1 protein-coding gene is annotated in these 606 nt (G+C 60.1%); it reads left to right on the top strand.

The window, feature by feature from the left end:
• Positions 1-559, top strand: a 559-nt coding sequence (locus tag FEF27_RS13135; protein ID WP_138171328.1) for an integrase core domain-containing protein, incomplete at its 5' end; no start/stop codon positions are given.
• Positions 560-606: the final 47 nt, after the last annotated feature.

Here is a 606-nt window from a genome sequence, read left to right as displayed (position 1 = left end):
CACCGCTAGATCCGGTGGCGGTCGCAACAGCTTTGAATACCTTCTACCCCTGCTCGGGGTCCGGCAGAAGAACGGATCCCCCGGACACCCACAGACCCAGGGAAAAATCGAACGATTCCACCAAACACTGAAACGATTCCTCACCGCCCAACCGCCTGCCCCCACCATCGAGATGCTCCAACGACAGCTCGATACCTTCAGCCACTATTACAACGAAAAACGCCCCCACCGGGCCCGGAACCGCAACACACCAGGCAGCGCCTACCGGGCAACACCAAAAGCCCACCCCGCCAACCCCAGCACAGAGTTCTACCGAATCCGCTATGACAAGGTCGACAAAGCCGGGCGCATCACCCTGCGCAGAGCAGGTCGGATGCACCACCTCGGGATAGGAGCCGCCCACCGCGGCAAACGCGTTCTGGCCCTGATAGATACCACCGAGGTCACCATCATCGAACTAGAAACCGGGGAAATCCTCGCGACCAACACCATCGACCCCCACCGAGGCTACTGGCGGAACACACAACGGGAACCCGGCCGATGGCCAAGCTCCCGTTAGTGACATATCTCGCGACTCATCTGAGACACATGTCCCGACTCATCACA

It is taken from the genome of Nesterenkonia sphaerica, assembly GCF_005771565.1.
In the GTDB taxonomy this organism is placed as follows: domain Bacteria; phylum Actinomycetota; class Actinomycetes; order Actinomycetales; family Micrococcaceae; genus Nesterenkonia; species Nesterenkonia sphaerica.
The sequence above is the reverse complement of the archived record's forward strand: the minus strand, read 5'-3'. Positions and strand labels throughout refer to the sequence as shown.